This window comes from Streptomyces sp. NPDC054765 (genome assembly GCF_053612065.1).
Genome location: NZ_JBSHBP010000003.1, coordinates 133,097 through 154,450, shown reverse-complemented (window position 1 = coordinate 154,450; position 21,354 = coordinate 133,097). Strand labels below are relative to the sequence as shown.

Here is a 21,354-nt window from a genome sequence, read left to right as displayed (position 1 = left end):
CCCAGGCCCTTTGGACGTGTATGTTCCGGGGCCGAGAGCCATGGAAGGGACCAATCCGGTGAACAAGAAGCTTGTGGCTGCACTGTCCGGCGGTGCGGCACTGGTGCTCGCGCTGACCGGCTGCAGCGACGACAGCAACAAGAAGCTCAATGCCTGGGCGAAGAGTTTCTGCGACCCTGCGCAGGCTCACTTCAAGCAGATCCAGGACGCCAACGGCGCGATGCAGACGGCCGACAACGGCAACACTGACTCCAAGAAGGTCCAGCAGACGGACTCGGCGGCCTTCCAGAAGATTTCCAGCGCCTACGCCTCGCTGGCCACGTCCCTGGAGAAGGCCGGGCCGCCGCCCACCGACCAGGGCAAGCAGGCCCAGCAGAACGCCGTCAAGGAGCTCAATTCGCTCTCCAAGGGCTACGCGGACCTCCAGAAGCAGGTCAACAATCTCGACACCTCGGACAAACTCAAGTTCGCGGACGGCCTGCGCAATCTTTCCGACGGGATCAACAAGCTCAACAAGCAGAGCGAGGCGGCCTTCAAGAACCTGGAGTCCGGCGACGTCGGCACGGCGATGGCCGCCCAGAAGGGCTGCCAGAACCCGGCCGCGTCCGGCTCCCCGGCCCCCACGCAGTCCAAGAGCTCGTAGGCCAGGAGCGCCGGCACACGCGGGGAAACCCGCGGCGAAGGCGACACCGCAACCGAGCCGCTACGGCCCGGCGACGCGCCCGAGAAGGGTGTGGCGCCGGGCCGTCGCCGATTGTCAGTGGCAGGGCCGACAATGGTGGGCGTGAGTACGCACCTCCCCACCGCCGATGTCCAGGACCCCGAGAGCAACGCCCGCACCGACCGGCTGCGCGAGGCGTTGCAGACCGCCGCCTTCACCGCCGACGGGCTGCTGGACCTGCTCGGCGCGCCGGCGTATGCCGCGCTGGCGCGCAGCGAGACCGTCCCGGCCTTGCGCGCGACGCGCGGCGACAGCCCGTTGGAGACCCTGGTGCGGCTGTTCCTGTTGCAGCGCCCGGTGGAGCTGCGACGGGCGCAGGCCGCACTGCCGGTCGCGGACTGCCTCGCCGACGGCTGGCTGGTGCAGGACGGCGACGAGCTGCGCGCGAGCGTGGACGTGCGCCCGTACGGCGGCCCCGAGGGGCAGGACTGGTGGATCGTCTCCGACCTGGGCTGTGCGGTCGGCGGCGCCGGCGGCATCCGGGGCGTGGCGGAAGCCGACCGCGCGGAGCTGGTGCTCGGGGTCGGCGGTGCGTCCACGACCCTCGCCGGGATCACGGTGCGCAGGCCGGTCGGCAAGGCGCTCGATCTCGGTACGGGCTCCGGCATCCAGGCGCTGCATGCCGCACAGCACGCCACCCGTGTCACGGGCACCGACCTCAACCCCCGGGCACTGCGGATCGCCGCGCTGACCCTGGCGCTGTCCGGGGCGGGGCCGGCGGACCTGCGGGAGGGCTCGCTGTTCGAGCCCGTCGGTGACGAGACGTACGACCTGATCGTGTCCAACCCGCCGTTCGTGATCTCGCCGGGCGCCCGGCTCACCTACCGTGACGGCGGCATGGGCGGTGACGACCTGTGCCGGACGCTCGTCCAGCAGTCCGCCGCGCATCTCAACGACGGCGGCTACTGCCAGCTGCTGGCCAACTGGCAGCATGTGGCGGGCGAGGAGTGGCAGGACCGGCTGCGCTCCTGGGTGCCGCGTGGCTGCGACGCCTGGATCGTGCAGCGCGAGGTGCAGGACATCACCCAGTACGCCGAGCTGTGGCTGCGGGACGCGGGCGACCACCGGGCCGGTGACGAGGCGTACGCCGCGCGGTACGACGCCTGGCTCGACGAATTCGAGGCCCGCAAGACCAAGGCCATCGGCTTCGGCTGGATCACACTGCGCAAGTCCGGGTCGGACTCCCCGTCGGTCACGGTCGAGGAATGGCCGCATCCGGTGGAACAGCCGCTGGGGGAGTCGGTCGTCCGGCACTTCGCCCGCCAGGACTATCTGCGGGCCACGGACGACGCGGCGCTGCTGGCCGGCCACTTCCGGCTCGCCGACGAGGTGGTGCAGGAGCAGGTCGGGCTGCCGGGGGCGGAGGACCCCGAGCATGTGGTGCTGCGGCAGAACCGCGGTATGCGGCGGGCGACGAAGGTGGACACGGTCGGCGCGGGCTTCGCCGGGGTGAGTGACGGCTCGCTTCCGGCCGGCCGGATTCTGGACGCCATCGCCCAACTCGTCGGTGAGGACCCGGTCCTGCTGCGGGACCGTACGCCGGCCTCGATCCGGATGCTGGTCGAGCAGGGCTTCCTGGAGCCGGTGGCCGCGGGCGGCTGACGGCGGCGGGGGAGCGGTAGCGGGCAGGGCGGGCGGGGGCGGAAGTCGTTCATCCGGCGTTCGCCGGGATGCCGCCCCGGAGTGCCACGCTGCGCGCATGGAGAGTGGACCCGAGGCCTTCGCCGGTGCGGCGTTCGCGCTGTTCGGCGCCGGACTGCTGGTGTGGACGGGCGTATGCGTACGGACCGGCGCGCCGGTCGCCGACGGCGTCAGCCGTCCGGTCGCCACCGTGACGGCGCTGCTGTCCGGGGCGGTGTTCCTGGTTACGGGCTGCTGGTTGCTGGCTGCGCTGTAGCGGCGGGGCGCGGGCCGCCGTGGCAAGAGCCGCGGGCCGACACGGCAAGAGCCGCGGGCCGGCGGTGAGCGGGCCGCGGGCCGGCGCTCACAACTGCCGCCATGGGGCGCTACGTTCACTTCCGGCCAGTTCTGTTACGGATGGCCGATGTGTGGTGGTGCGGGGGAACTTTCCTCGGCTGCCGGGCATGTTCCTTCATGAAGGTCACCAACGACCAGCAGGTTCACGACCGTTCAGTGAGGAACCCATATGAACCGCGCATTCCGCTACGCCGCCGTCGGCGCCATCGCCGTCTCCCTGATCGCCGGCGGCTCGGCCGCGGCCTTCGCCGCGCCGCAGCACCTCCACTCGCCCTCGCCGGTCGTGGCCGCCGCCCCGGCCGCCGCGACGCTGACGGCCAAGGCCAGCGCGACCACGGTCCATGCCTGGCAGGAGTTCCGGATCTCCGGCGTTGCCAAGGGCATCAAGGCCGGCACCAAGGTCACCGTCCAGCAGAAGCAGGGCGCCAAGTGGGTCTCGCTGCCCGCACAGACGCCGGTCAACGCCGGCGGTGCGTACTCGGTGCGGGTCAAGCTCGGCATCAAGGGCGTCAACCAGCTCCGCATGGGAGCCGGCAGCACCGTCTCGCCGGTGGTCAAGGTCACCGTCCGCTGACGCCTGAGGGTCCGGACTGCCGCCGGACCCTCCGACGTCCCTAACCGACAAGGTTGCGGGCGACCATCCACACCGCGGCAATGCCGAGCACCACGGCATTGCCGCGGGCCGAGAGCCGTGGCCGGTGGACGCGCCCGCCGAGCCCCGCGACCAGCCCACGCCCGACGGCGTACGCCAGGGCCGGCCCGCCCAGTACGAGCAGCACGGCGTTGTCATGGAAGGCCGTCACGACGTCGCCGTGCATCAGGTCGTACGCCATCCGCGTCCCGCCGCACAGCGGGCACAGCAGCCCGGTGGCCCATTTGAACGGGCACGGGATCAGCAGCTGCCCCGGTTGGTGCGGGTTGGTGTGCCAGAGATAGACGGCGGCCGACAGCCCGACGGCGAGGGTGACGGACGCCTTGCGGACGGTTCGCTTCCGGACCGACGCCGCCGTGGGTTCCGACGCCCCCGTGGGTCCCGCCGGCTCGGCGGGACCCCAGGGCTGCCCGGTGCTCACACGCTCAGCGACCTGGCGTAGTTGACCTGGTTGAGCAGGAACACCACCTGCTCGCGCGACTGCACCGGGATCATCGTGGAGTGGTGCCGGCCGCCGCTGTTCACCGTGACCTGCACGAACCCCGTGGTCACCCGCTCCTTCATCAGCAGGAAGAGCAGACCGAGCAGACAGAAGAGGAAGAAGATGATGGCGAGCACGATCGCGTGCGTCGGCATCTTCTCCTCCGTCCGCGACATATCCGTCGCCGTCCACACCGCGCCCTTGAGCGGCATCGGCCCGGCGGGCGTCATGATCGTGTCCCCGGTCACCGCTATGTCGCCGAGCGAGAGCATCATCCCGCCGGGCTGGGCCGGGCCCTGGAACCCACCGGGACCGCCCTGGAATCCGCCGGCGCCGCCCTGGAACTCTCCGGTACCGCCCTGGAACGCCCCGGACGGCGGCTGCGGCGGCTGTGGCGGAGCGCTCGGCGGGAAACCGGGCGCGGGCGGCGGCTGCGGGACCTCGTTCGGATAGCCGTATCCGGGCTGCGGCTGCGAGCCGGCCTGCGGATAGCCGTATCCGGGGTCCCCCGGGCGCCCGCCCTGCGGGTAGCCGTATCCGGTGTCGGCGGGCCGGCCGTCGTCCGGCTTGGCGTACGGGTTCTCGCCGGGCCGGCCGGGCTGACCGGGCGGCTGGTCAGGAGGCGGTCCGGGGTACTGGTTCGCCATGGGTGATGTCCCCCCGAGTGTGCGTGATGACGGCAGTACTCGACTCGAACGGCGAGCCGTGCCGTGTCCATCCTGCCAGTCCGCTTACGTGCTGTATCAAGGCAATGACGGCATCCGGCGCCGCCTTGTGACCGTCGCCGGCCCGCGGACGGTGCGGTGTGCCGCCGCGGGTGAGCGGCGAACCGCCGGGAATCCGTCACTGTGTGAGATCACCGAGGGTGCCGGGGCTGCGGCGCTCGGGGAAAGGCCGAGGTGGGCGACGGGGAGCAGCGCGGCTCCGTCATGATCCACAAGGTGTGTCCCGGGCCCGTGGCAAGCGCCTGATGCGGTCCGGGCGGCATGAAGGCATGTAGTCGGGTTACCGTTCGAGTGGCGTTGCGGGGTTTTTCCGTTTGACACGGGGCCGGGAGGTACCGTCACACTCCGCAGCGTCAAGCGTCACCGCAGTGTGCCTCCGGCGTCCGGCCGGGGGACTATCCAGCGTCGACCGGAGAGAAGAGCGAAGTTGTCCCCGACCAGCGAGACCACAGACGGCGGCGGCCGCCGACTCGTCATCGTCGAGTCGCCTGCCAAGGCGAAGACGATCAAGGGCTACCTCGGCCCTGGCTACGTGGTCGAGGCGAGCGTCGGACACATCCGCGATCTGCCCAATGGCGCCGCAGAGGTCCCGGCGAAGTACAAGGGCGAGCCCTGGGCCCGTCTCGGCGTGAATGTCGACGCCGACTTCCAGCCGATCTATGTCGTCAACAGTGACAAGAAAGACCAGGTCAAGAAGCTCAAGGAGCTGCTGGCCGAGTCCGACGAGCTCTACCTCGCCACAGATGAGGACCGCGAGGGCGAGGCCATCGCCTGGCACCTCCAGGAGATCCTCAAGCCCAAGGTCCCCGTCCACCGGATGGTCTTCCACGAGATCACCAAGGACGCGATCCGCGAGGCCGTCGCCAATCCGCGCGATCTGAACCAGAAGCTGGTCGACGCCCAGGAGACCCGCCGGATCCTCGACCGCCTCTACGGCTACGAGGTCTCGCCGGTCCTGTGGAAGAAGGTCATGCCCCGGCTGTCGGCCGGTCGCGTGCAGTCCGTGGCGACCCGGCTCGTCGTCGAGCGGGAGCGCGAGCGCATCGCGTTCCGCTCCGCCGAGTACTGGGACCTGACCGGCACCTTCGCCACCGGCCGGGCCGGTGACGCCAGCGATCCGTCGGTGCTGACCGCCCGCCTGAACAGCGTCGACGGCCGCCGTGTCGCCCAGGGCCGTGACTTCGGTGCCAACGGGCAGCTCAAGAACGACGTGCTCCATCTGGACGAGGCGAACGCCCGCGCGCTCGCCGCCGCCCTGGAGCACACCGACTTCGCGGTCCGCTCGGTCGAGTCCAAGCCCTACCGCCGCTCGCCGTACGCGCCGTTCCGGACGACCACCCTCCAGCAGGAGGCCAGCCGCAAGCTCGGCTTCGGCGCCAAGTCGACGATGCAGGTGGCGCAGAAGCTGTACGAGAACGGCTTCATCACCTATATGCGTACGGACTCCACCACGCTCTCGGACACCGCGGTCGCCGCGGCCCGCGCGCAGGTGACGCAGCTGTACGGCGCCGACTACCTCCCGGACAAGCCGCGCACCTACGCCGGCAAGGTCAAGAACGCCCAGGAGGCGCACGAGGCGATCCGCCCCTCCGGCGACCGCTTCCGCACCCCGGCCGAGACCGGTCTGACCGGCGACCAGTTCAGGCTCTACGAGCTGATCTGGAAGCGGACCGTGGCCTCGCAGATGAAGGACGCGACCGGTAACTCCGTCACCGTCAAGATCGGTGGCCGGGCCGCCGACGGCCGGGACGCCGAGTTCAGCGCGTCCGGCAAGACCATCACCTTCCACGGCTTCCTCAAGGCCTATGTGGAGGGTGCCGACGACCCCAACGCCGAGCTGGACGACCGCGAGCGCCGGCTGCCGCAGGTCGCCGAGGGCGACGCGCTGGCCGCGCGGGAGATCACCGCCGACGGGCACGCCACCAAGCCGCCCGCCCGCTACACCGAGGCCACGCTGGTCAAGGAGCTGGAAGAGCGCGAGATCGGCCGCCCGTCGACGTATGCGTCGATCATCGGCACGATCCTCGACCGCGGCTATGTCTTCAAGAAGGGCACCGCGCTCGTCCCGTCGTTCCTCTCCTTCGCGGTGGTCAACCTCCTGGAGAAGCACTTCGGCCGGCTGGTCGACTACGACTTCACCGCCAGGATGGAGGACGACCTCGACCGCATCGCGCGCGGTGAGGCGCAGGCCGTGCCGTGGCTGCGGCGCTTCTACTACGGCGAGGGCGATGCCGAGGGAGCCGCCTCGGACGCCGGCAACGGCGACGGCGACCACCTCGGCGGGCTCAAGGAGCTGGTCGAGGACCTGGGCGCGATCGACGCCCGGGAGATCTCGTCCTTCCCGGTCGGCGACGACATCAAGCTGCGGGTCGGCCGCTACGGCCCGTACGTCGAGCGCGGGGAGAAGGACGCCGAGGGCCATCAGCGCGCCGACGTCCCCGACGACCTGGCGCCCGACGAGCTGACCGTGGAGTACGCGGAGGAGCTGCTCGCCAAGCCGAGCGGCGACTTCGAGCTGGGCATGGACCCGGAGTCCGGCCACCAGATCGTCGCCAAGGACGGCCGCTACGGCCCGTACGTCACCGAGATCCTGCCCGAGGGCGTCGCGAATGGGTCCGGCAAGACCGCTAAGAAGGGGGTCAAGCCGCGCACCGCCTCGCTCTTCAAGTCGATGTCCCTGGACACCGTGACCCTGGCGGACGCCCTCAAGCTGATGTCGCTGCCGCGCGTCGTCGGCAAGGACCCCGAGGGCGTGGAGATCACCGCACAGAACGGCCGCTACGGCCCGTATCTGAAGAAGGGCACCGACTCGCGCTCCCTGGAGGGCGAGGAGCAGCTCTTCACGATCACCGTCGAAGAGGCACTGGCGATCTACGCCCAGCCCAAGCAGCGCGGGCGGGCCGCCGCCAAGCCGCCGCTGAAGGAGCTGGGCACCGACCCGGTCAGCGGCAAGCCGGTGGTGGTCAAGGACGGCCGCTTCGGCGCGTACGTCACCGACGGGGAGACCAACGCGACCCTGCGGCGGGACGACGACGTCGAGACGGTCACCGCCGAGCGCGGCTACGAACTGCTCGCGGAGAAGCGCGCCAAGGGCCCGGCGAAGAAGACCGCCAAGAAGGCGCCGGCCAAGAAGACGGCCGCGAAGAAGACGGTCGCGAAGAAGACGGCCGCCAAGAAGACCGCGGCGAAGAAGACCACCACGGCGAAGAAGACGACCGCCAAGAAGGCCGCTGCCAAGACCGCGGCGGCGAAGAAGACGGCGGCGCCGGCGGAGGACTGAACCCTGCACCGGAGCCGGCGGCGCCGGTAAAAGCGCAGGACATGGGCGGGCACAGCGGATTCGTTCCGATGTGCCCGCCCATTTGTTCGGGTGGGCGCTCGACGACGCGCACCCTCCCGATAGGCTGGCGGGATGACGCGTGCCGAGCAGCCAACGGTCGTGACCCCCACTTCAGGCGCCCTAGCGGCGGATTCCCGCGAGCGCGCCGTGCGAGCCCTGCTCCGCTTCCCCCCACTGAAGCGACTGTGGAGCGCCCAGTTTGTCGGGGGCATCGGCGATGCCCTGTCCATGCTTGTCCTCGTACTGCTCGCCCTACAGGCGGCGTTGTACGTACCGCTGGGCGGCGAACCCGTCTTCGGCGGCGGTTATCGGGGCGCAGCCCTCGCCGTCACCGCGGTCTTCGCGGCCCGGATGCTGGCGATGCTGCTCTTCGGGGCCGTCCTGCTGGGGCCGCTGTCGGCGCTGACCGCGCCTTCGGGGCCGCTGGACCGGCGCTGGACGATGATCGGCGCGGATGTGCTGCGGCTCGCGCTGCTGGTCATCGCCCCCCTCTGGATCGACTGGACGCCGGGCGACGCGCTGCCCTGGCTGCTGGTCACGGTCTTCGTCACCGGTGTCGCCGAACGCTTCTGGACCGTCGCACGGGAGAGCGCCGCCCCCGGGCTGCTGCCCGCACCGCCCCCCGAGGGCGCCGCCGTACGGCCCCTCCCCGACAACCTGGACGCCCTGCGCCGCCTCTCGCTGCGCACCGGCTTCGTCTCACTGCCGATCGCGGCCGCCGCCTTGGTGGTCGTCACCCTCGTCAGCAAGCTGCTGGGCACCGGCATCGACTGGTTCCACCTCCACCAGGCCGCGCTCGGCTCGTATGTCGCCGCGGGTCTGTTCGCCGCCTCCGTATCGATCCTGTACTTCATCGAGCTCCCCGGTGTGCAGACGCCGCGGCCGCGCTCCCCACTGGAGGGGCTGCGCCGCCCGAAGACCGCGGCACCGAAGAGCGCACAGCCGGGACAGGGCGGGAAGCCGGAGAACGGCACGGCCCGTCCGGGCGCCGACACGGGCCGCACGGGCGCGCTCCCGCTGCTGGTGACGGCCTGCGCCGCAGTGGCCGGCGCGATCGCCGCGGCCGTCTCGCTCGCCGTCCTGCACGGCTACGACCTGGCCGGCGGCCCGGCCACCTTCGCGCTGCTGGTGCTCGCGCTGACCGGCGGCACGGCCGTCGGTATCCGCGGCGCCCAGCGGGTGCTGCCCGCCCTTCCCCGGCGCCGGCTGCTCGCCCTCGCGGTGGCCGCCACCGGCCTCGGACTGCTGGCCATGGGGCTGGTCCCGGACCCGACGACGGTGCTGGTGCTCGCGCTGCTGTCCGGCGTCAGCGCCGGAGTCGCCGCCAATACGGGGCATGTGCTGCTGGAGCAGGAGTCCGAGGAGTCCCGCACCGCCCGTACGACCGAGCATCTGCACGCCGTCGTACGCCTCACGGTCGCGTCGGCCGCCATCGTCGCGCCGCTGCTCGCGGCCGTCATCGGCCCGCACCACCTCGGCAACGGCACCTTCAACTTCGCCTACGGCGGCGCCGCCTACATCCTGATGCTGGCCGGCGCGCTGCTGCTGCCGGTCGCCGCACTGGTGCTCGGCAAGGTCGACGACCGGCAGGGCGTACCGCTGCGGCGTGATCTGCGCGAGGCGCTGCGCGGCGGCGAACCGGCGCAGGCGCCCGCCCTCACCGGCTTCTTCATCGCCCTGGAAGGCGGCGACGGCGCCGGCAAGTCCACCCAGGTCGAGGCGCTCGCGGAGTGGATCCGCAACAAGGGCCACGAGGTCGTGGTGACCCGTGAGCCGGGCGCCACCGCCATCGGCAAGCGACTGCGCTCGATCATCCTGGACGTCTCGACGTCCGGGCTCTCGGACCGTGCGGAGGCGCTGATGTTCGCCGCCGACCGGGCCGAGCACGTGGACAGCGTCATCCGGCCCGCCCTGGAGCGCGGTGCGATCGTCCTCACCGACCGGTACATCGACTCCTCGGTCGCCTACCAGGGCGCCGGGCGCAACCTCGCCCCCACGGAGATCGCCCGGATCTCGCGCTGGGCGACCGACGGCCTCGTCCCCCATCTGACGGTGCTGCTCGACATCTCGCCGGAGACCGCACGGGAGCGCTTCACGGAGGCGCCGGACCGGCTGGAGTCCGAGCCCGCCGAATTCCACCAGCGGGTGCGGGCCGGCTTCCTGACACTGGCCGCCGCCGACCCGGCGCGTTACCTGGTCGTCGACGCCGGACAGGAGCCGGAGGCCGTCACCACGGTCGTACGGCACCGCCTCGACCAGGTGCTCCCGCTGTCCGAGGCCGAGATCCAGGCGCAGGCCGAGGCCCGTAAGGCCGCCGAGGAAGAGGCCCGCCACAAGGCTGAGGAGGAGGCCGCGCGCAAGGCGGAGGAAGAGCGCCTGGAGCGCGAGCGCCAGGAGCAGCTCGCCAAGCTGCGTGCCGAGGAAGAGGAGCGCAAGCGCCGCGAGGCCGAGGAGGCCAGGGCGCGCGAGGAGGCCCGCCAGGCGGAGGAGGCCCGTAAGCGCGCCGAGGAGGCGCGTCAGGCCGCGGAGGCGGAGCGGCAGCGTCGCGAGGCCGAGGAGCGCGCCCGCGAGGCCGAGCAGGAGCGGCTGCGCAAGCAGCACGAGGAAGAGGCGCGGCTGCGCAAGGAGGCCGAGGAGCGGCGCCTGGAGAAGCAGCGCAAGGCCGAGGCGGCGCTGGTCCGCGCCGAGGAGGCACGGCGGGCGGCTGCGGAGGCGGCGGCCGCGGCGGAGGCCAAGGCGGCCGCCGAGGCCAGGGCCGCGGACGAGGCGGCCGATGCTCCCACCGCGGAGACGCCGGTCGCGGATCTGCGCAAGCGGCTGGCGGAGAGCGCGCCCGAGTCGTCTGCCGAGCCGTCTGCCGAGAGGTCTGCTGAGACGTCTGCTGAGGCGCCCGCCTCCGGTGCGGACGCCGAGCGCACGGAAGCGCTGTCGTGGCCCGAGGCACAGGGCGGGCACCCGTACGGGGCGGCGGACGAGACGGCCGTACTGCCCCCGGTGCGGGACGGGCGGGACGCCCGGCACGACCGCGGAACCGGCTCGGACGCGGAGGAGACCACCGTCCTGCCGCCCGTACGCGAGGCCGGCGGACGTGAGGCCGGCGGACGTGAGGCCGGCGCACGGGGCGACGGCGGACGGGGCGACGGCGGACGGGGACAGGACGGCCGGGGCGGCGATCCTGCCGACCGTGTGCCGTCGTGGATGTTCCACAAGGAGACGGCGGAGCCGGCGGGGACGGCGAACGGCACGGCAACGGGACGGCCGTCCGGCTCCCCGGCCGAGTCGCGCGTCGAGCGCACCCGTGAACTCCCGCAGATCGACCCGGCAACGGGCCGTCCCGTGGAGACCCCGAAGCGCAGCCGCCCCCGCCCCGAATGGGCGGAGGAGACCCCGCTGGATGATCTGCCGACGCTCGCCGACGAGCTGCTGGGCGAGAACGAGAACGAGGACGGGGAAGCGGACGGCGGGGCGGGCGGGAACGGCCGTCGCGGCGGCCGGGGACGGCGCCGCTAGCCGGGCCGGCACGTACGCACCCACGGCCGGGGGCGCCGCGGCAGAGCTGCGGCCCCCGCCCGGTTTAGTGCCCGCCCGGGGGGCGGGGGGGGGGCCGGGGCGCCCGCGGGGGGTGGGCGGGGGCGGGGGGGGGGGGGGGGGGCCGCCCGGGGGGGGCGGGGGGGCGGGGGCCGGCCCCGCGCGCGGGGCCGGCCCGCCCCCCCCCCCGGCGGGGGCCCCCGCGCACGCGCGGCGCCCCCGGCCGTTTTCCGTCCCGGACGGGTGTCCGTGGGGCCGTCCGGGACGCCGGATGGGTGTCCGCGGGGCCGTCCGGCGCCGGCTTCCGGATTCGTTTGTCAGTGGGTTGCACCACAATGGGTCGAGCACGGAGCAATGCGTGGTGTGCGGCCGGGCGCAGGCGCGCTCCGCCCACCACGAGCAGCACGAACGGATCAGGAACGGCGGACAGCGATGGCGGTATGGGACGACGTGGTCGGCCAGGACCGGGTGACCGCGCAGCTGGCCGCGGCCGCGCGCGACGCGGACGCCCTCATCACTGCGGAGCGTGCGGCCGGGGCGCCCCGGCCCGGTGAGCAGCCGCAGCCGTCCGCCGACCGCAGCGGCGCCTCTCAGATGACGCACGCCTGGCTGTTCACGGGTCCGCCCGGCTCCGGCCGCTCCACCGCGGCCCGCGCCTTCGCCGCCGCCCTGCAGTGCGTCAGCCCGGACCGCGCTGTGCCGGCTTCCTCCCATCCCGCCCATGAGGGCGGCGCCCCCGGCTGCGGCTTCTGCGACGGCTGCCACACCAGCCTGGTCGGTACCCACGCGGATGTCGAGATCGTCCGTACGGACCTGCTGTCCATCGGTGTCAAGGAAACCCGCGACCTGGTGCGCCGGTCCTCCCTCTCCCCGGCCGGCGGCCGCTGGCAGGTGATCGTCCTGGAGGACGCCGACCGCCTCACCGAGGGCGCTGGCAACGTCCTCCTCAAGGCGGTGGAGGAGCCCGCCCCCCGTACGGTCTGGCTGCTCTGCGCCCCCTCCGTTGAGGACGTCCTTCCCACCATCCGCTCCCGCTGCCGCCACCTTTCCCTGCGTACGCCGCCGGTCGACGCCGTCGCCGATGTCCTTGTCCGCCGGGACGGCATCGAACCGGAGGCCGCCGCCCGCGCCGCCCGCGCCACCCAGGGGCACATCGGCCGGGCCCGCCGGCTCGCCACGGACGAGCGTGCCCGTGCCCGCCGGGCGGCCGTCCTCACACTCCCGCTCCGCGTCGACGACATCGGCGGCTGCCTCAAGGCCGCCCAGGAGCTGATCGACGCCGCGGGGGAGGACGCCAAGCAGGTCGCCGAGGATGTCGACACCAAGGAGACCGAGGAACTGCGCGCCGCGCTCGGCGCCGCCGCCGGCACCGGCGGACGTCTGCCGCGCGGCACGGCCGGCGCCATGAAGGAGCTCCAGGACAAGCAGAAGCGCCGTTCCACCCGTACCCAGCGCGACAGCCTCGACCTCGCCCTGGTCGACCTCACCGGCTTCTACCGCGACGTCCTCGCCCGCCAGATGGGCGCCTCGGTCCCCCTCGCCAACGACGAGGTGCGCGACAGCATCCACCGCATCGCCACCACCTCGACCCCCGAACGCACCCTCCGCCGCATAGAAGCAGTGATCGCCTGCCGCGAGGCCCTGGACCGCAATGTGGCCCCCCTCCTCGCGGTCGAGGCAATGACGGCCGCCCTCCGCGCCGGCTGACCACGACCACCGCAGCACTCCGACCCCGCCGCAGCACTCCGACCCCGCCGTTCACCGGCCGCCCCTTCAAGGAGATGCATACATAACGTTCCCATCCGGATACTCTCCGTTCGAAACGGCTACCTGGCTCCGCCATCCGACCGTCGCCATCTGACCGCCGCCGTCTGACCGTCGCCATCCGCTGCCGGGGCCCGCGAACAGGGCCGCTGCCGGGGCCCGGCTCCACCCCGGGCCTCAGCCGGCGCCTCCACTGCCACCCCCGCCTCGACTGCCACCACTGCCACCACCGCCTCCACCCGCACTCCACCTTCCAGGGACCCACACACACCGCACTCCACCTTCCAGGGACCGAGACCAAGGGACCATCCATGGCCACCAGCCGCCTGCTCCGCACCTCCGCCGCCCTCCTCGCGGCCACCGCTCTGCTGATCTCCGGCTGCTCCTCGGGGAGTTCCTCCCCCGACCGCGAGGGATCCCCGGGCCGTACGTCGGAGGCCGGTGCCCAGCGCCCCGCCGCCGACGCCACCCTCGCGCCCCTCCCGGCCTCGACCCCGGCCGGCCTCCGGCCGTACTACGACCAGAAGCTGAGCTGGCGGCCCTGCGGTGTGAGCGGTTTCGAGTGCACGACGATGAAGGCGCCACTGGACTACGCGAACCCCGGCGCGGGTGACCTCAAGCTCGCGGTGGCCCGTAAGAAGGCCACCGGCACCGGCAGCCGGATCGGCTCCCTCATGGTCAACCCGGGCGGCCCCGGCGGTTCGGCGATCGACTACCTCCAGCAGTACGCACCACAGCCCCCCGCCGTCCGTGCGCGCTACGACATGGTGGCGATGGACCCGCGCGGCGTGGCCCGCAGCGCGCCGGTCGAGTGCCTCGGCAACAAACAGATGGACCGCTACACCGAGGTCGACCAGACCCCGGACTCCCAGGCCGAGGTCAACAAGCTCACCGGCGCCTTCCGTGCCTTCGCCAAGGGCTGCGCCGCCCACTCCGGCAAGCTGCTCTCACATGTCTCCACCATCGAGGCCGCCCGTGACATGGACGTGCTGCGCGCCGTCCTGGGTGACGACAAGCTCAACTACGTCGGCGCGTCCTACGGCACCTTCCTCGGTGCGACCTACGCCGGCCTCTACCCCTCCCGTGTCGGCCGTTTGGTCCTCGACGGCGCGATGAACCCGGTGCTCGACGCCCGCACCGTCAACCTCGACCAGACCCGCGGCTTCAACACCGCCTTCACGGCGTTCGCCGCGGACTGCATCAAGCAGAAGAACTGCCCCCTCGGCACCAAGAGCACCGAGGACGCCGGCCGGCAGCTCTCCGCCCTCTTCGAGAAGCTGGATGCCCACCCGGCAGCGACGGGCGAGGACCGCAAGCTCACCGAGTCCCTGGCCACCACGGGCGTCATCGCCGCCATGTACGACCAACGCGTCTGGCCCGTCCTGCGCGAATACCTCGCCCAGGCCAAGGACGGCAACGGCCGCGGGCTGCTCACCCTCTCCGACAGCTACTACGAGCGCGACCCGAACGGCACCTACAGCAACCAGATGTACGCCAACCCCGCCGTCAACTGTCTCGACGAGGCATCCGCCTTCACCTCCCCCGCCCAGGTCCGCGCCGCCCTGCCCAGCTTCCGCAAGGCCTCCCCGGTCTTCGGCGAAACCTTCGCCTGGGCCGCACTGAGCTGTGCGTACTGGCCCGTGAAGCCCACCGGCGCGGCCCACCGCATCGAGGCCAAGGGCGCCGCCCCGATCCTCGTCGTCGGCACCACCCGCGACCCGGCCACCCCCTACATCTGGGCCAAGGCCCTCGCCGCCCAGCTCTCCAGCGCCACCCTCCTCACCTACGAGGGCGACGGCCACACCGCCTACGGCCGCGGCAGCGAATGCATCGACACCACGATCAACACCTACCTCCTCGACGGCACCGTCCCCCCGAAGAACAAGCACTGCAAGTGACCCGCCTCACACCCCATCACCCCACTCCCCGCCCTCCCCTGACCAGCTCCTGAACCGGTTACAGAGCACCCCTCTGCGATGTGTAAACTGGGCCGCGCACCACGCCGCCTTAGCTCAGTTGGCCAGAGCAACGCACTCGTAATGCGTAGGTCTCGGGTTCGAATCCCGAAGGCGGCTCAGTGAAAAGGCCAGGTCACATAGCCCGTGACCTGGCCTTTTGCGTTGCTCCGGGCATGACACGTCGCACGGCCGTGGTGCCGTGGGATGGCTTGCGTGAGCGATGCGTGAGCGGAGCGGCTCGGTGCGTACATCTTGGAGGGTCTTCTGCTGCTCTTCTTCTCGACATTGCCCTGGGCTTCCGACGTGCTCTTCGCCTCCTTGGCGGTCTTAGTGGCCGCTGTGCCCGAGTGTGTCCGACGCGATCTTTCACGTCGATGCCACTCGCCGACCGTGAGGCGGCTGGGCAGATTCAGCCCTGGCTGACTTGTTGTGGTTCGCGGTGAACTTCGGCTGGAGGGGCGACAGCATGTCGGGGTGGATCTGCTTGCCAGATGGTGCCGCAGGCCCCTGTGCGGCTTGCGAGGTGAGCTAAGTCGCCTACCTCGAGTATGGCCACCGCCGGCGACGTGGTGCAGCTGAATGATGCCCATGCCTCGGCATTGCGTGCATGAGGACCCCTACCGCATATGTTGGTTGTGTACATAATATTCTCCGAACTGCCCAGAAATTTCCCGAAGTTGATGCGCATGGCGTACCTCGCCCGGCATGCTGGCGGAGCACGTCAGTGATCCTGTCGCTACCGTCTCCCCCGTGCCGCCGTCGGCGGAGGGCAATGAGCGTGAGCCATGAGGTCTCTGCTCTCAAGAAGTTGGGCGCGGAGCCTTCAGCTGCCATACCGCTCATAGGACGGCCTCGTTGGGGTCGACGGCCGTCCCGCTTCGTGGCTCAAGGGCCACAGAGCGGCAAGCGGTAGCCCACGTACGGCTCTGGTGGAACAGCGCCCTGCGGTTTCCGGGTGCGTGCCGCGCCTGGCTCCTGCTAGCCGCGTTCGTATACACCCGGTCGGCGATGCGTGGTTGCCTGCTGCCGGGAGGAAGGCTGTCCCCGCGATGGCATCACGTCGGAAAGACCCCCAAGGGGCATTCTCATACCCGACTGCTCAGGATTACCCGGAAAAGCTGTACCGGGCGATCGCCAACACATGTGAGGAAGAGGGCCTCGTCCCGCCTCCTCGACAAGCTGTCATTGATGGCCTTGCGCCTGCCCTTGCCACGGGAGAAGCGAAGCGCATCATCGAGACGTCGCGGAAGGGCGGCGAGTCTCGGTTGAAAGCCTCCGCCTATCACATTGAAGGGCGAGGCACGGCGCATGCTCTCCTCCTGCTAAACGTTGCGTTGAATGGTGCCGGCACAATGCCGTGGCCCCTTAACGACAGGACGCGTAGTAGTTGGGTACGCCCCACTCGGGAGAACACCGACCGCCATGAGCACCTTGTGGCCACCGAGATTGCCCTAGCTGGGGCCGAGGCGTCTCTTCGCCGCGCGAAGGACGCGCAGCGGGCCATGAAGCAGGATGCCTCCGCAGCCGAGAAGGACGCGGCGGTTAAGGCGGTTGAGGCTGCTGAGCAGATGCGTGAGCGACTTGCCGCCGATTGCCGGGAGGCTGTGGCTTCACTGAGTGACCGTCGGCCGCTTCCTCAAGTCGAGGCTGCTCAAGAGGACGGCGTTGCTCGAACTGCGCTCACCACAGAAGTGATGACTGTAGAGCTGGCGGCATCCGTGCAACGGTTTGCGGTGCGAAAGCTGCGTGACCGAGGCCGCATGCGTCCGTACTCCCTCACGGAAGCCTTTGCGCATGAGGGGCAACGGGAGCCCACCGTCGCCGTCCTGCAGCAGACGCGAATGTCGGATCCGGATGGCAGCAGGTTTGCCGCCTGGCGGTTGATGCAGGTGACAGGCAACAACCGAGCGGACGCGCGCCTGCAACTGTTTGGGATCGAGTCCGAGCAACTGCTCACGGGGGTGCCGCAACCGCTTCTAGTGCGTGAGGGCGAAAAGCCAGACCGCAACCTGCTGTTGCGTGGTCTGCCAGAGATTCTGCGTCGCATCAGTGCCCGGCTGAACGCTGAGCTTATCGAGCCTTCTGCTCCGGGCGAGGCTTCGGAGAGGCGTGCCCATCGTGCGGAGAGGATCGCGCAGGTCCCGGCTCGTGTCGTTGTTGGTGCCGCGTCACCCACGCGGCTTGAGGCTTCCCTGCGGGATCTCAACATCCACGATCACCTTCGTGGCCAGCTCCACTTCGAAGACGGTGACCGAAGTCTGGGTCTGTGGACGCTCGTGCTCACTGCCTACCAAGAGGCAAATCAGCTTACCGCTCTCCTTGCAAGCGAGGTGGCCAAGGGGCGCGTGGAGGCGTCGGACCTAGATGAGCCAGGCATCGTTGACGCCCTTGTGGGGGCGGGGCCGCTTGATCCATTGGAGCCGTTGCTTCCGGAAGAGGCGGAGCCGACATCGGCGAACCTGCGAGATACGGCGATCCGCTGCACGACGGTGCTTATGTTCCCACCGGTGCCGCCACGTCCTGAGGATCTTCCTCCCCGTGCGTGGATGCCTACAGGTCGGAACTGGCCGGTTGTGCGAGGGGCCCTGCAGGAGGCGCCGTGGAGCTCGAAGGCCGGTAAGAGAGCTGAGCGCAGGACCGAGGTATGGGCGGCTGCCATCGCGCAGCACTTCGTGCATCAGCGCAACCTGGCAAGCATGGGCGGACTGTTCACCGCAGAGGAGGCCCAGTTCGGCGTCAGCCCAGATGCGCGGTCCCTCAAGGAACTCCTCAGCGCTTGTGAGGCGGGGGATGGTGACGCATGGCGTGTACTGGTCCGTCGGCATCTAGTGCCGGGACTCGTCAACGCCCCGGAACCGTTCATCACGGCGGGGCAGGGATCCGAGACCAGCGCTGACCGCAAGGGCGTTCGGCGGACGCCGTCAAATGCTGTGCTCGCGCTCGTACGCGCCTTTGCCGAGCCCGCGCACGACATGGTGACCCATGAGCTCTTGGTGGCCTTTGCCTCGGCAGTGCTTGCCGCCCCCGAGGCAACAGAAGGCGTCGGTGGCAAGGCGCCAGGGACCTTCTGGGCGCCCGGCTCAGATGGACAGCCGCAGGTGGACATGCTGGCAGACAAGGGCTGGTACGACCTCATGTTTCCCAAGGTCGCTGGTGTGCGCAGTGTGGGCGACGAGTCGGGAAGCGAACTGCCGGACGAAAACCAAGAGCCCGTGGACCAGGACGAAGAAGAGGGAGAGCAGTCAGCCCGCACAGATCAGGAGTTCGTGGATCCGGCGATCCGTACTGCCCAACTGCGCGCGCAGTTGGGCCAGCAGATCGAAGTGATCCGTGACTACATCAACGCTACGCACGCCCAAACTGTGCGACTCGCGGATCTGATCGAGGACGCCATCAAGGCGAGAGGCGAGGCCGGGATTGCCCCGGAGCCGGCTGAGGTGCAGCGTGCCCACGCGAAGACGATGGCAGAGAGCCGGATGAAGACCTCCAAGATCTCCGAGAGGCTCGGAGACGCTATGGGAGCAGTCATGGACCTGTGACTCTTGGCCCCCCATTCCTCGCGCCGATGCGCGCGATCGTGTGGTGTGACGCGAGGTGAGCGCCGGTGGCGAAGTTGGTTGCTAACGCTTCGCTAAGGGCCCAGGTCTCTGACGTGGTTTGTTCCCAGGTCAGGGGCTGTGGGGGTGCACGGTTAGTGCGAATGAAGCGGAGCCAGTTAGAGGCACAGCCCAGTTCGTGATCCCACCCTCGTCGGAGGCGCTGGACGCGATCACTCTGTGGGTGGCGGCGACACATCTCCAGCCCGCGTGGCAGCACGCCCCGCGTCTGGCGGTGGTAGGACCGGCGAAACGCTGCGGAAAGTCGCGGCTGCTGGACGTGCTGACCGAGACGGTCCACGAGCCGATGCTGACCATCAACACCACACCGGCGGCCATCTTCCGCTCGATCAACGAGGAGGAGCCGCCGACGCTGCTGGTGGACGAGGCCGACACCATCTTCGGCCCCAAGGTCGCGGAGAAGAACGAGGAGACGCGTGGCCTGCTCAACGCCGGTCATCAGCGCGGCCGGTACGTCACCCGGGTCGTCGGCAACGACCACACCCCGCACAAGTTCGCCACCTTCGCCATGGCGGCCATCGCGGGAATCGGGGACCTGCCGGACACGGTCATGGACCGGTCGGTGGTGATCCGCATGCGGCGCCGGGCCGAGGGCGAGAAGGTCCGGCCTTTCCGCTCCCGCCGCGACATCCCCGCCCTGCACGAGATACGCGACCGCATCCACGCGTGGGCCAGGCCGCTGCTGGAGGAGGCCGCGAACCTGGAGCCGGTCATGCCGGTCGAAGACCGCGCCGCCGACACGTGGGAGCCCCTGGTGATCGTCGCCGATCTGGCAGGCGGTCGCTGGCCCCGGCTGGCGCGTGTCGCCTGCGCGCGGATGGTCGCCGCCGAAGTGGCGGCCGAGGAAGACCACCCCAGTGGTGCACGAATCCTCGCCGACATCCGCCGGGTCTTCTTCGCCCAGCGTGAGGTGGACAGCCTGTCCACAGGGGACCTCCTCCACCACCTGCGCCAAGACCCCGAAGCCCCGTGGGCGGAGCGGGGACGTGACGGCCTAACGGCCCGAGAGCTCAGCAGGATGCTGCGCGACTTCGACATTCGGCCCGGCAACGTGCGCATGGCCGACGGAAGGCAGCTCAAGGGCTACATGCGCAACAAGTTCCTCGACGCGTGGCGGCGCTACTGCCCCACCGTGCACCCGGTCGACGCCGGTCCCGCGCCCAGCTCGGGCTGAGCCCCGCCCCTCCGGTTGCCGTCCTTGCCGTCCTTGCCGTCCCTGCCGTGATCCCGCAGGTCAAACGCAGTGCAGGCAAGACGGCAGCCGGGCCCAAGACGGCAACGCGATCACCAACGGCGCGCTGACCGCCAGGACGTCTCCCACCTCCGTCTTGTGCCGTCCTAGGCGTCCCTGCCGTATCACCGCAGGTCACAGGGCCTTCGAGCAAGACGGAAGACGGATCCGCCCCGTCCACCGCCACCTCCACGTTCCGCGAGGGCGGCGGTGCCGCAACACGTCGGCACCGCCGCCGAGACGGAACGCCAACACCTGTGCCGTACCTGCCCTGACCTGCGGTTTCAACGACCAAGACGGCCAAGACGGACCACGCCACCACCACAGGAGAACCCCGCTTGACGACCCTCGCACCACTCGCCGACCACACCGATCAGGAGACCGGTGCGTGCCGCACTCCGCGCTCAGGAGGGCAGTTGGTGATGACCAAACAGACCGCCGAGACGTATGCGCTCGTTGCGGCGGGAACCGTCATTGTCGCCCTGACCGCCGGTGGGTTTTGGCTCTCCTACGCGCACCTCGCCGAGGTCGCCGGACAGCACGGGCTCAAGAGTTCCCCCGTACGCCAATGGGCCTGGCCCGCGACGTTGGATGCGTTCATCGTCGCGGGGGAGTTGCTGATGCTCCGCGCGGGCCTGCGGCGGCTCACCGATGGGTGGGCCATCGCCCTCACGGCCACTGGGTCGGTCGGTTCCATCGCGCTGAACGTAGCCGGGGTCAGCGGAGCCGGCGGGCCCGGAGCGAAGCCCCTGCTCGACTATGTGGTCGCTGCCGTACCCCCGACCGCCGCGCTGCTGGCCTTCGGCGTCCTGATGCGGCAGATCCACCAGCTGGTCGACCAGCCGATCGGCCGACTGGGAACGGCGTTGGATGAGGGACCGGAGGCAGCGACCAATGCTGCTGTCCGTGCCACTGAGCCACCGGCTGGCAGTTCCGCCCGGTCGCCGGAACCTCAGCTCCGGGAATCGGACAGCAAGCCACGTGGGGGCCGCCCAGCTGGGGCCACGGTCGAGGAACTCGTGGAGATCGGTCGTATCGCCGCTGCAGAGCAGGGCAAAGCCACCCGGGCCCTTGTCCAAAAGGCCATACGGGACAAGGGACTGACGGTCAGCGGGGAACGGCTGACCGAGGTGATGGAAGTCCTTCGACCCGAGCTCGAAGCCGCCTCCGGCACCGGCCCCGATAGGGACTGACCGCTTGCCCTAGGGGGTGGCCGGAACCCCTTCCGGTCACCCCACCAGCCGGTCACCGTCACGCTCACCGCCCAGTCATCCACACCTGTGGGCGAGGCGGTGACCGCCGGCTCTGCCCAACCTTCCCCGTCAGCCCGCCTGCCCCGCTTGTCCCTTCCGGAGAACAC

Annotated in this window: 13 protein-coding genes and 1 tRNA gene; 12 read left to right on the top strand and 2 right to left on the bottom strand. The window is 70.6% G+C overall.

Annotated features, from left to right (window positions below):
- Nucleotides 1-58 precede the first annotated feature (58 nt).
- The 4 genes from ACWGJY_RS03420 (at nt 59) to ACWGJY_RS03405 (ending at nt 3,272) form a co-directional block, all read left to right on the top strand.
- Complete coding sequence (locus tag ACWGJY_RS03420) at nt 59-643, top strand: small secreted protein (RefSeq protein WP_453259108.1); 585 nt, start codon at nt 59-61, stop codon at nt 641-643.
- Between the two features lie 141 nt (nt 644-784).
- The gene (locus ACWGJY_RS03415; RefSeq protein WP_453259107.1) at nt 785-2,323 is read left to right on the top strand and encodes a DUF7059 domain-containing protein; all 1,539 of its coding nucleotides are present in this window, start codon (nt 785-787) and stop codon (nt 2,321-2,323) included.
- Between the two features lie 97 nt (nt 2,324-2,420).
- Complete coding sequence (locus tag ACWGJY_RS03410) at nt 2,421-2,618, top strand: hypothetical protein (RefSeq protein ID WP_453259106.1); 198 nt, start codon at nt 2,421-2,423, stop codon at nt 2,616-2,618.
- A gap of 249 nt (nt 2,619-2,867) precedes the next feature.
- Nucleotides 2,868-3,272, top strand: coding sequence for a hypothetical protein (locus tag ACWGJY_RS03405; protein ID WP_453259105.1), 405 nt, complete (start codon nt 2,868-2,870; stop codon nt 3,270-3,272).
- A 40-nt stretch (nt 3,273-3,312) separates the two neighbouring features.
- Here ACWGJY_RS03405 and ACWGJY_RS03400 read toward each other — a convergent pair whose 3' ends face one another.
- Together ACWGJY_RS03400 and ACWGJY_RS03395 are read right to left on the bottom strand one after the other, a co-directional pair.
- Nucleotides 3,313-3,771 carry a DUF2752 domain-containing protein gene (locus ACWGJY_RS03400; RefSeq protein ID WP_453259104.1) on the bottom strand — a complete coding sequence of 153 codons (459 nt, stop codon included), beginning with the start codon at nt 3,769-3,771 and terminating at the stop codon, nt 3,313-3,315.
- Nucleotides 3,768-4,478, bottom strand: coding sequence for a hypothetical protein (locus tag ACWGJY_RS03395; RefSeq protein ID WP_453259103.1), 711 nt, complete (start codon nt 4,476-4,478; stop codon nt 3,768-3,770). The genes ACWGJY_RS03400 and ACWGJY_RS03395 overlap by 4 nt, the downstream gene beginning before the upstream one ends.
- A gap of 505 nt (nt 4,479-4,983) precedes the next feature.
- On the opposite strand from ACWGJY_RS03395, the gene topA reads away from it, so the two are divergent.
- From topA to ACWGJY_RS03355, 8 genes are all read left to right on the top strand, one after another.
- Complete coding sequence (topA, locus tag ACWGJY_RS03390) at nt 4,984-7,836, top strand: type I DNA topoisomerase (protein WP_453259102.1); 2,853 nt, start codon at nt 4,984-4,986, stop codon at nt 7,834-7,836.
- Nucleotides 7,837-7,968: 132 nt separating this feature from the next.
- Nucleotides 7,969-11,406 carry a dTMP kinase gene (gene tmk / locus ACWGJY_RS03385; protein ID WP_453259101.1) on the top strand — a complete coding sequence of 1,146 codons (3,438 nt, stop codon included), beginning with the start codon at nt 7,969-7,971 and terminating at the stop codon, nt 11,404-11,406.
- A 450-nt stretch (nt 11,407-11,856) separates the two neighbouring features.
- A complete protein-coding gene (locus ACWGJY_RS03380) occupies nt 11,857-13,131 on the top strand; it encodes a DNA polymerase III subunit delta' (protein ID WP_453259100.1) in 1,275 nt (424 codons plus the stop codon).
- Nucleotides 13,132-13,499: 368 nt separating this feature from the next.
- Nucleotides 13,500-15,086 carry an alpha/beta hydrolase gene (locus ACWGJY_RS03375; RefSeq protein ID WP_453259099.1) on the top strand — a complete coding sequence of 529 codons (1,587 nt, stop codon included), beginning with the start codon at nt 13,500-13,502 and terminating at the stop codon, nt 15,084-15,086.
- A 103-nt stretch (nt 15,087-15,189) separates the two neighbouring features.
- Nucleotides 15,190-15,263, top strand: a tRNA-Thr gene (locus ACWGJY_RS03370).
- Between the two features lie 1,385 nt (nt 15,264-16,648).
- Nucleotides 16,649-18,685, top strand: coding sequence for a hypothetical protein (locus ACWGJY_RS03365; RefSeq protein ID WP_453259098.1), 2,037 nt, complete (start codon nt 16,649-16,651; stop codon nt 18,683-18,685).
- 136 nt (nt 18,686-18,821) lie between these two features.
- On the top strand, nt 18,822-19,937 hold the full coding sequence (locus tag ACWGJY_RS03360; RefSeq protein WP_453259220.1) for a DUF3631 domain-containing protein: 1,116 nt from the start codon (nt 18,822-18,824) through the stop codon (nt 19,935-19,937).
- Nucleotides 19,938-20,416: 479 nt separating this feature from the next.
- Nucleotides 20,417-21,187 carry a DUF2637 domain-containing protein gene (locus tag ACWGJY_RS03355; RefSeq protein ID WP_453259097.1) on the top strand — a complete coding sequence of 257 codons (771 nt, stop codon included), beginning with the start codon at nt 20,417-20,419 and terminating at the stop codon, nt 21,185-21,187.
- Nucleotides 21,188-21,354: the final 167 nt, after the last annotated feature.

Excerpts from the sequence above, each read along its gene's own strand:
- ACWGJY_RS03410 (WP_453259106.1), top strand. The coding sequence starts at position 2,421 with ATGGAGAGTGGACCCGAGGCCTTCGCCGGTGCGGCGTTCGCGCTGTTC.
- ACWGJY_RS03405 (WP_453259105.1), top strand. The coding sequence starts at position 2,868 with ATGAACCGCGCATTCCGCTACGCCGCCGTCGGCGCCATCGCCGTCTCC.
- ACWGJY_RS03395 (WP_453259103.1), bottom strand. The coding sequence starts at position 4,478 with ATGGCGAACCAGTACCCCGGACCGCCTCCTGACCAGCCGCCCGGTCAG.
- tmk (WP_453259101.1), top strand. The coding sequence starts at position 7,969 with ATGACGCGTGCCGAGCAGCCAACGGTCGTGACCCCCACTTCAGGCGCC.
- ACWGJY_RS03380 (WP_453259100.1), top strand. The coding sequence starts at position 11,857 with ATGGCGGTATGGGACGACGTGGTCGGCCAGGACCGGGTGACCGCGCAG.
- ACWGJY_RS03375 (WP_453259099.1), top strand. The coding sequence starts at position 13,500 with ATGGCCACCAGCCGCCTGCTCCGCACCTCCGCCGCCCTCCTCGCGGCC.
- ACWGJY_RS03365 (WP_453259098.1), top strand. The coding sequence starts at position 16,649 with ATGAAGCAGGATGCCTCCGCAGCCGAGAAGGACGCGGCGGTTAAGGCG.
- ACWGJY_RS03355 (WP_453259097.1), top strand. The coding sequence starts at position 20,417 with ATGACCAAACAGACCGCCGAGACGTATGCGCTCGTTGCGGCGGGAACC.